Origin of the sequence: Clostridium sp. DSM 8431 (assembly GCF_900116755.1) — a bacterium.
In the GTDB taxonomy this organism is placed as follows: Bacteria; Bacillota; Clostridia; order Clostridiales; family Clostridiaceae; genus Clostridium.
In genome coordinates this window covers 1-7,343 of sequence record NZ_FPBY01000161.1, presented here as the reverse complement: position 1 = coordinate 7,343, position 7,343 = coordinate 1, and the positions used below count along the sequence as shown (strand labels likewise).

The 7,343-nt window shown below is 30.5% G+C and carries 7 protein-coding genes and 5 tRNA genes; 11 read left to right on the top strand and 1 reads right to left on the bottom strand.

Going from position 1 to position 7,343, the window contains the following annotated elements:
- Positions 1-280: 280 nt before the first annotated feature.
- The 6 genes from BM384_RS13755 (at position 281) to mreB (ending at position 5,929) form a co-directional block, all read left to right on the top strand.
- A complete protein-coding gene (locus tag BM384_RS13755) occupies positions 281-919 on the top strand; it encodes a hypothetical protein (RefSeq protein ID WP_090014431.1) in 639 nt (212 codons plus the stop codon).
- 28 nt (positions 920-947) lie between these two features.
- On the top strand, positions 948-2,204 hold the full coding sequence (gene murA / locus BM384_RS13750; RefSeq protein WP_090014429.1) for a UDP-N-acetylglucosamine 1-carboxyvinyltransferase: 1,257 nt from the start codon (positions 948-950) through the stop codon (positions 2,202-2,204).
- A 199-nt stretch (positions 2,205-2,403) separates the two neighbouring features.
- Positions 2,404-3,465 (top strand): stage II sporulation protein D, encoded by a 1,062-nt coding sequence (gene spoIID, locus BM384_RS13745; protein WP_242946041.1) that lies wholly within the window; start codon positions 2,404-2,406, stop codon positions 3,463-3,465.
- A 160-nt stretch (positions 3,466-3,625) separates the two neighbouring features.
- Entirely contained in the window at positions 3,626-4,393 is a 768-nt protein-coding gene (locus tag BM384_RS13740) for a peptidoglycan DD-metalloendopeptidase family protein (RefSeq protein WP_090014428.1), read from the top strand.
- A 115-nt stretch (positions 4,394-4,508) separates the two neighbouring features.
- Positions 4,509-4,760, top strand: a complete 252-nt coding sequence (gene spoIIID / locus BM384_RS13735; protein WP_090014426.1) for a sporulation transcriptional regulator SpoIIID — start codon at positions 4,509-4,511, stop codon at positions 4,758-4,760.
- Between the two features lie 134 nt (positions 4,761-4,894).
- Entirely contained in the window at positions 4,895-5,929 is a 1,035-nt protein-coding gene (mreB, locus tag BM384_RS13730) for a rod shape-determining protein MreB (RefSeq protein WP_090014425.1), read from the top strand.
- 40 nt (positions 5,930-5,969) lie between these two features.
- Here mreB and yyaC read toward each other — a convergent pair whose 3' ends face one another.
- Positions 5,970-6,509: a spore protease YyaC gene (gene yyaC, locus BM384_RS13725; RefSeq protein WP_090014424.1), complete on the bottom strand. Its 540-nt coding sequence runs from the start codon at positions 6,507-6,509 to the stop codon at positions 5,970-5,972.
- Positions 6,510-6,861: 352 nt separating this feature from the next.
- Between yyaC and BM384_RS13720 the strand changes: the two genes are divergently transcribed.
- From BM384_RS13720 to BM384_RS13700, 5 genes are all read left to right on the top strand, one after another.
- Positions 6,862-6,946, top strand: a tRNA-Tyr gene (locus BM384_RS13720).
- A 9-nt stretch (positions 6,947-6,955) separates the two neighbouring features.
- Positions 6,956-7,031, top strand: a tRNA-Val gene (locus tag BM384_RS13715).
- Positions 7,032-7,059: 28 nt separating this feature from the next.
- Positions 7,060-7,134 (top strand) — tRNA-Thr (locus BM384_RS13710).
- Between the two features lie 4 nt (positions 7,135-7,138).
- Positions 7,139-7,223, top strand: a tRNA-Tyr gene (locus BM384_RS13705).
- Between the two features lie 8 nt (positions 7,224-7,231).
- Positions 7,232-7,307 (top strand) — tRNA-Val (locus tag BM384_RS13700).
- The last annotated feature ends 36 nt before the right edge of the window (positions 7,308-7,343 follow it).

Here is a 7,343-nt window from a genome sequence, read left to right as displayed (position 1 = left end):
TAAATTGTATTTTAATATGAAATTATTTTACTTTTAGAACCTTTTGCATGGCAAAACAAAGCTGCTTCCTGCGTTGAAAAGCGTGGCGTCAGTTACTTTGTTCTGCAAAAATATAAAACTTTTATTATTAAATAAAGGATATGAAAAAGTTATCTTTTATGCTTTGAAAATAAATTTAGTAACAAAAATATTTTTGCTTTATATATTATAGTATATATAAATAAAGTTGAATAAAATAAGGAGAAGTGAGAATAATTTAAGAGGAAAGGTGGGATAAGGTATGAGGTTTAAGGTGTGTCTTATTTTAACTCTGTTATTTTCATTTTGTAATTTAAATTTTATTCAAGCAAAATCATTCTCAAATAGCAATATATTAGATTCTATAAGCTATAAGATGAGTAATGAATCAAATTTCATTGAAAAGGGAGTTAAAGTTACTTATAAAAGTGCTTTGAAAAAAGAAGAAGAAATTAAAAGGGTTAAAAAGATATTAGAGAAAAAGAATAATAAAGAAATTGTTGTAAGTAATGATGTGATTAATATTTGGACTGGCTTTGGTAATGTAAGAGCAAATTTTTATTCAAAAAATAATGTAACAATAGTGGATTTTGCAATTATAGAGAATAATAAAAATTATTCTATATTAAAATTGATGAAGGAATTAACTAAATTACAAGGTAAAAATGTATATGATATAAGATATTTTCAATATATTAAGGAAAAAATAAATAATATAAATGATACATTAGTAGAAATTAATAAATTACCAGAGATAAAAAATATAGATACCCTAGATATCCATAATGGTTATGTTGGAGAAGGAAAGTTTAATAATGGAGAAAGGGTTAATATTGCATTAAACAATTATGATACAGGTAACTACTTAATTATTGGGACACCAGTAATATTTACAACATGATAACTAACAATTCATTATGGAGGAAAATATGGAGAAAATAATAGTTGTAGGTGGAAATAGGCTAAGCGGTGAAGTGGATATAAGTTTAGCAAAAAATTCAGTTCTACCTATTATAGTAGCATCTATTTTATGCCCAGAAAATATTACTATTGAAAAGGCTCCTTTATTAGAAGATGTAATAGTATTATGTGAATTATTAAAGGAATTAAAATGTGAAGTGAATTTGTCAGATGACAATCTTAAGATTAGTACAAAAAAACTTGAGCCTTTAAGTTCAAATAGTGAACTTATAAAGAAAATGAGAGCATCATTTTTAATTATGGGACCTATGCTATCTAGATTTGGATATTGTAAAATTTCATCTCCAGGAGGATGTAATATTGGTAGCAGACCTATAGAGCTTCATTTGAAGGGTTTTAAAGCCTTAGGGGCAAAAATAAAAAGTGAACATGGATTAATTATAGCTGAAGCAAAAGAACTAAAAGGAAGTAGGATATATTTAGATTTTCCTTCTGTAGGTGCAACTGAAAATATAATGATGGCAGCAGTGCTAGCTAAAGGAATGACAATAATAGAAAATGCTGCAGAGGAACCTGAAATATGGGATCTTGCAAACTTTTTAAATAGTATGGGAGCAGATATTAAAGGTGCTGGAACAGGTACTATAATAATTAATGGAGTTAATAATCTGAAAGGAATAACATATAAACCTATATATGATAGGATAGAAGCTGGAACATTTATGATTGCTGCAGCCATAACAAATAGCTGTATAAAAATAAATGGAGTTAATGAGGCTCATGTAAGACCATTAATAGAAAAATTAAAAGAGTGTGGAGTTGAATTTAGGAATCTAGGAAAAAATAGTGTTATTGTTGATGGAAGTAACGAAAAGAAGGCTATAGATATAAAGACTATGCCTTATCCTGGATTTCCTACTGATATGCAACCACAAATGATGAGTTTATTAAGTTTGATTAAAGGCTCTAGTATTATTACTGAAACAGTTTTTGAAAATAGATTTATGCATGTTTCAGAATTAGTACGAATGGGTGCTAATTTAAAAATTGATGGAAGAAGTGTATTTATTGAAGGTGTAGATAGACTTACAGGCTGTGAAGTTAGAGCTACTGATTTAAGGGCTGGTGCAGCTATGATTTTAGCTGGGCTTGTAGCAGAAGGAAAAACTATAGTAGGTGATATTTATCATATAGATAGAGGTTATGTTAATATTGAAAAGAAGTTTAGAAAGCTTGGAGCAAATATATATAGAGAAGAATGTTAGATGCAAAAAATCCAGATAACTTATGAATTAAGTTTTCTGGATTTTTTACTTTTAAAGGAGTTTTAAAGTCTTTTATATGGCAGACCTAGTTACATCAATGACTAAGAAGCGCTTTGTTCTTAAGATATAAATATGTAATATGAAAATAGAGCTAAGCATATAAATGAAGTAGAATTATTTAAGGATGGTAAAGTAAAATATGCATGAGATAATAAAAAAATTAAGAATAGTATTACTAATGACTATTTTTGTTTTAAGTTTTCTTTTGATTTTTAGTGTGATTTATTTAAAGATACCATCAGATAAAGAGGTTTCTTCAAGTAATGCAGAGGGAGTTAAATTTGATATAGATGGTGGTTCTATAAAATATGAAAAAAATGAAAATATATTAGTAGAAGGAACTGATAAAGTAAAGGTCTATGATGAAGGTAGCAGTAAAGTTATAGAGCTTGGAATAGAAGATTATGTTATAGGGGTGCTAGCTGGAGAAGTACCTGCTAATTTTTGCGAAGAAGCGTTAAAAGCTCAAGCAGTTGCAGCAAGAACTTACTATCTTTCAAAAAGAGAAAATCCTTGCAAAATAGCTAAAGAACATGGTGCAGAGATATGTGTATCAACTCATTGTCAGGTATATATGAGTAAGGAAGAAAGGTTTTCTAAATGGAGTAAGTCTTCTGCAGAGGAAAATTGGAATAAAATAAGCTCTGCTGTTATGGCAACTGCTGGACAAGTCTTAACATATGAAGATGAACTAGTTAAAGATCCTAAGTATTTTGCTGTAAGTGCTGGGAAAACAGAAAATTCTATAGATGTTTTTGCAGATGATGTGCCTTATTTAAAGTCAACAGATAGTCCTGGGGAAGAGAGAGCACCTAAATATATGACAACAGTAGAAATTAAGAAAAATGAATTTATAAATAAGGTGAATTCAGCCTATTCAGAAGCAAAAATTGATGATAGTAATATAAGTAATACTACTATTATTTCAAGGACTGATGGAGAAGGAGTAAAGGAGATAAGATTAGGAAATATAGTTATAGATGGAGTTAAGTTTAGGCAGTTATTTAATTTAAATTCTACAGATTTCAATATAAAAATTGACACAAATGCTGTGAATATTGAATGTAAGGGGTATGGTCATAGAGTTGGAATGAGCCAGTGGGGAGCTAATGCAATGGCTAGTGATGGGAAGAATTATGAAGAGATATTAAAGCATTATTATACTGGTGTAAATATTACTAAGGTTGAATTTGAAAAATAGATGAATAAATAATTGGAAAGCAGGCAATGATACAAAATGTGTTTTGTAATTAGACAATCATTTGTATTATTGCCTGCTTATTTTATGTAGATAAATAAATTATGGAAGTAATGTATTAATTTAATTTAAGTTGGAAACAATAAAAAGAGGAGGTGTTTATATGGACAAAAACTATAAACAGATAGTAAAAGACTTTTTTAGGAAGGAGGGCTTTTACATTGTATTGTTTATCTGCTTATGTATAGTGGCAGCAGTTGGAACTATTGTTTATAATAACTCACTTGATACTAACTCGCAGACAGATTTAGAAGTTAATGAAGATTCTAAAGAACAAGCAAGTTTAAATAAAGATAGTAGTGAAGAAGAAAATAATAGAAAAGAAGATAACAATAAAGAAATTGATAAAGGGGTAAGTACTGAAATTCCTAATGCTGAACGTGCAGAAGCTAAAAATAATAAGACAAATGAATCTTCAAAAGCTGTAGCAGCAACAAGTGAAGTTAAGTTTGTTAAACCTGTAGAAGGTGCTTTGTTAAGAGGATACACATATCCTAAGCCAGTTAAAATATCAGAAAACGAACAGAGAACAATAGCTGGTATTGATGTTGAAGCTAAATTGGGAACAGATGTAAAAGCAGCTGCTGAAGGTGTTGTCGAAAATGTCGGAAAAGGTAGCGAACAAGAAGGGATATGTATTCTTATAAAGCATGCTAATGGTATGAAAACTAAATATTGTAACCTTGATTCTAAAACAATGGTTAAAAAGGGAGATAAGGTTACTACTGATACAGTCATTGGTAAAGTTGGTCAATCTGTAAAGATATTTGGTGATGACTATTTCAAAGAATATTTAAATATCCAAATCTTAAATGCTAATAATGAACAAGTAGATCCATTAAAGTATTTAGATTATAAGAATAAGCAATAATATACAAAACATTATATTAATCAGCCGTTTAAGCAAATATAATGGCTGGTTAATAAGTAATTATATTTAGTTGAATTGCATAATTATAACTGTAATTAGTTAAGGAGGCAGTATCTTGAAAGACTATATTGAAGAGAGGGTATTAGAGGTAGCAAAATATATAATAGAATCAAAAGCAACTATTAGAAAAACTGCAAAAGTATTTGGTGTTAGCAAAAGTACAATTCATAAAGATATGACAGAAAGGCTACCTAAAATTAATCCTAGAATTGCAGAAGAAACTCATAGTATTTTGGAACTTAATAAGGCTGAAAGACATATAAGAGGTGGAAAAGCTACAAAAATGAAGTATAAGGCTATTGAATGACCTTGCTATTAAATATATAATTATCATTAGAAATTAATTTACAGTATTATCTAAATAATACTGGTTTGCAGTATTATTTAAAAAATACTGATATATTAATTACATTTCTAAACTGATAATAGGAGTGAAAGTAAATGTGGTTTTGGAAAAGCGGAGCAGAATTAGGCGTAGATTTAGGAACAGCCACTGTTTTAGTATATCAAAAAGGAAAAGGTATTATATTAAAAGAACCTTCAGTAGTAGCCATAAATAAAAATAATAATAAAATAATGGCTGTAGGTGAAGAAGCAAGAAAAATGATCGGTAGAACTCCAGGAAATATAGTGGCAGTTAGACCTTTAAAAGATGGAGTAATTTCAGATTATGATTCAACAGAAAAGATGTTAAAGGAATTTATTAAAAAGTCTGTTGGGAAAAGCAATATAGTTGCACCTAACATTGTTATCTGTGTACCATCTCAAGCAACTGAAGTTGAAAAAAGAGCTGTTGTAGATGCTGCAAGAAATTCAGGAGCAAAAAAGGTACATATTATTGAAGAACCACTAGCAGCAGCAATCGGAGCTAATCTTGATATTACAAAGCCAAATGGAGTAATGATAGTTGATATTGGTGGAGGAACTTGTGATATTGCTGTAATTTCTTTAGGTGGCGTTGTTGTAAGAAGGTCTATTAAGCAAGCTGGTGATAAGTTTGATGAGTTAATAGCTAAATATATAAGATCAAAATATAAAATAATGATAGGTGAAAAGACAGCTGAAGATTTAAAAATAGAAACTGCAACTGCTTTTAAGGGAAATAGAAATGTTGTATCTAGTATAAGAGGAAGAAATTTAGTTACAGGTCTTCCAGATGAATTGGAAATTTCAACAGAAGAACTAAGAGAAGCACTAGAGGACTCTGTAAATATAATAGTGGAAAATGTAAAGTCAGTATTAGAAAGCACTCCACCAGAGTTAGCAGCAGATATAATTGAAGGTGGTATATTAATGACTGGTGGTGGTTCATTATTAGATGGACTTGATAGACTTATAGAAGTTGAAACAGGCATTAAAGTCACTGTAGCAGAAGATTCGGTAGAATGTGTTGTTGAAGGAACTGGTAAGATATTAAATTCTTTAAATAAAGTTGAATTGTCAGATTCAAATGAGATAATATTATTATTGGAATAGTAATATAAAAAAGATTGGGAATAATAAAACCCAATCTTTTTTATATTATTAAGTCTGTACCTTTATTTAAATAGTAGGCATAGATGATTCCTTTTGATATTGTTTTTGCCATATCAAGAACTAAAGAAAGACGGATAGATCTTGAAGAAAAAAAGTCTGCATTAGTACAAGAGTCGACAATGCCTATAATTGAGGCCATTCCTACATCGGGGAGGGATTTTCCTACTCCTTTTCCTGGATGAATAGCATAATCGCGTGTGTGGATTTCACCAATTGATTGAATTTCACCTAGACAAGCATCAATACCTATTATACAGGCATCGGGATGAAGCTTATTAATTTCTTTTAAACGTTTATCTATGTTTAATGCATGAATTGGAGAAGTTATTGTTCCGTAAATTGGAAGTGGAAATAAGTTATCTTCTAAGATTGTACCAACTAAGGGACCGAGACAATCACCAATACATTTATCAGTTCCTATACAGACAATAATAGTATTGTCTTTTACAAAATCACGTATTCCTTCAGCAATTTCATAATATGCTAAAGGTGATTTATAATTTACTTTTCTTTTAAACACACAGCCACCTCCCTATTAATAATATATGAAGGAGTTATAAAAAATAGTATTGAAAGAGTAGAGCATAAGGTGTTAAGTTAACTTGTGATAATTTTAAATTTATTTAATAATAATGAGATTATTGCAAGTATTTCAGGTGTTTTTTTGTATATGTATATAAAATTAAAACTTATTAAATATAAAAAAATGAATTATGTATTATTGTTTAGAAAAATAGAGAAAAAGCAATATAATTTGATTTAATCTTTTTAAATAGCCATAAATTGAACTTGAAATAAACTAAGCTTACATATATACTAACTATTGTTGGCGCGAGTGCTTGAGAGAAAAGTGATTAGGTAATTCCAGATATGGATGAGTTCCCGAGTGGCCAAAGGGGGCAGACTGTAAATCTGTTGCAAGTTGCTTCGATGGTTCGAATCCATCCTCATCCACCATTTTTAAATGGGCGCATAGCTCAGCTGGGAGAGCACCTGCCTTACAAGCAGGGGGTCACAGGTTCGAGCCCTGTTGTGCCCACCAACAAAAATAAATAATATAATTCATATGTGCTGGCATGGCTCAACGGTAGAGCAGCTGACTTGTAATCAGCAGGTTGTAGGTTCGATTCCTATTGCCAGCTCCAATATGGATGAGTTCCCGAGTGGCCAAAGGGGGCAGACTGTAAATCTGTTGCAAGTTGCTTCGATGGTTCGAATCCATCCTCATCCACCATTTTAAATGGGCGCATAGCTCAGCTGGGAGAGCACCTGCCTTACAAGCAGGGGGTCACAGGTTCGAGCCCTGTTGTGCCCACCATTTAAAAAATAAATATATGAAATCCATAATATGCTG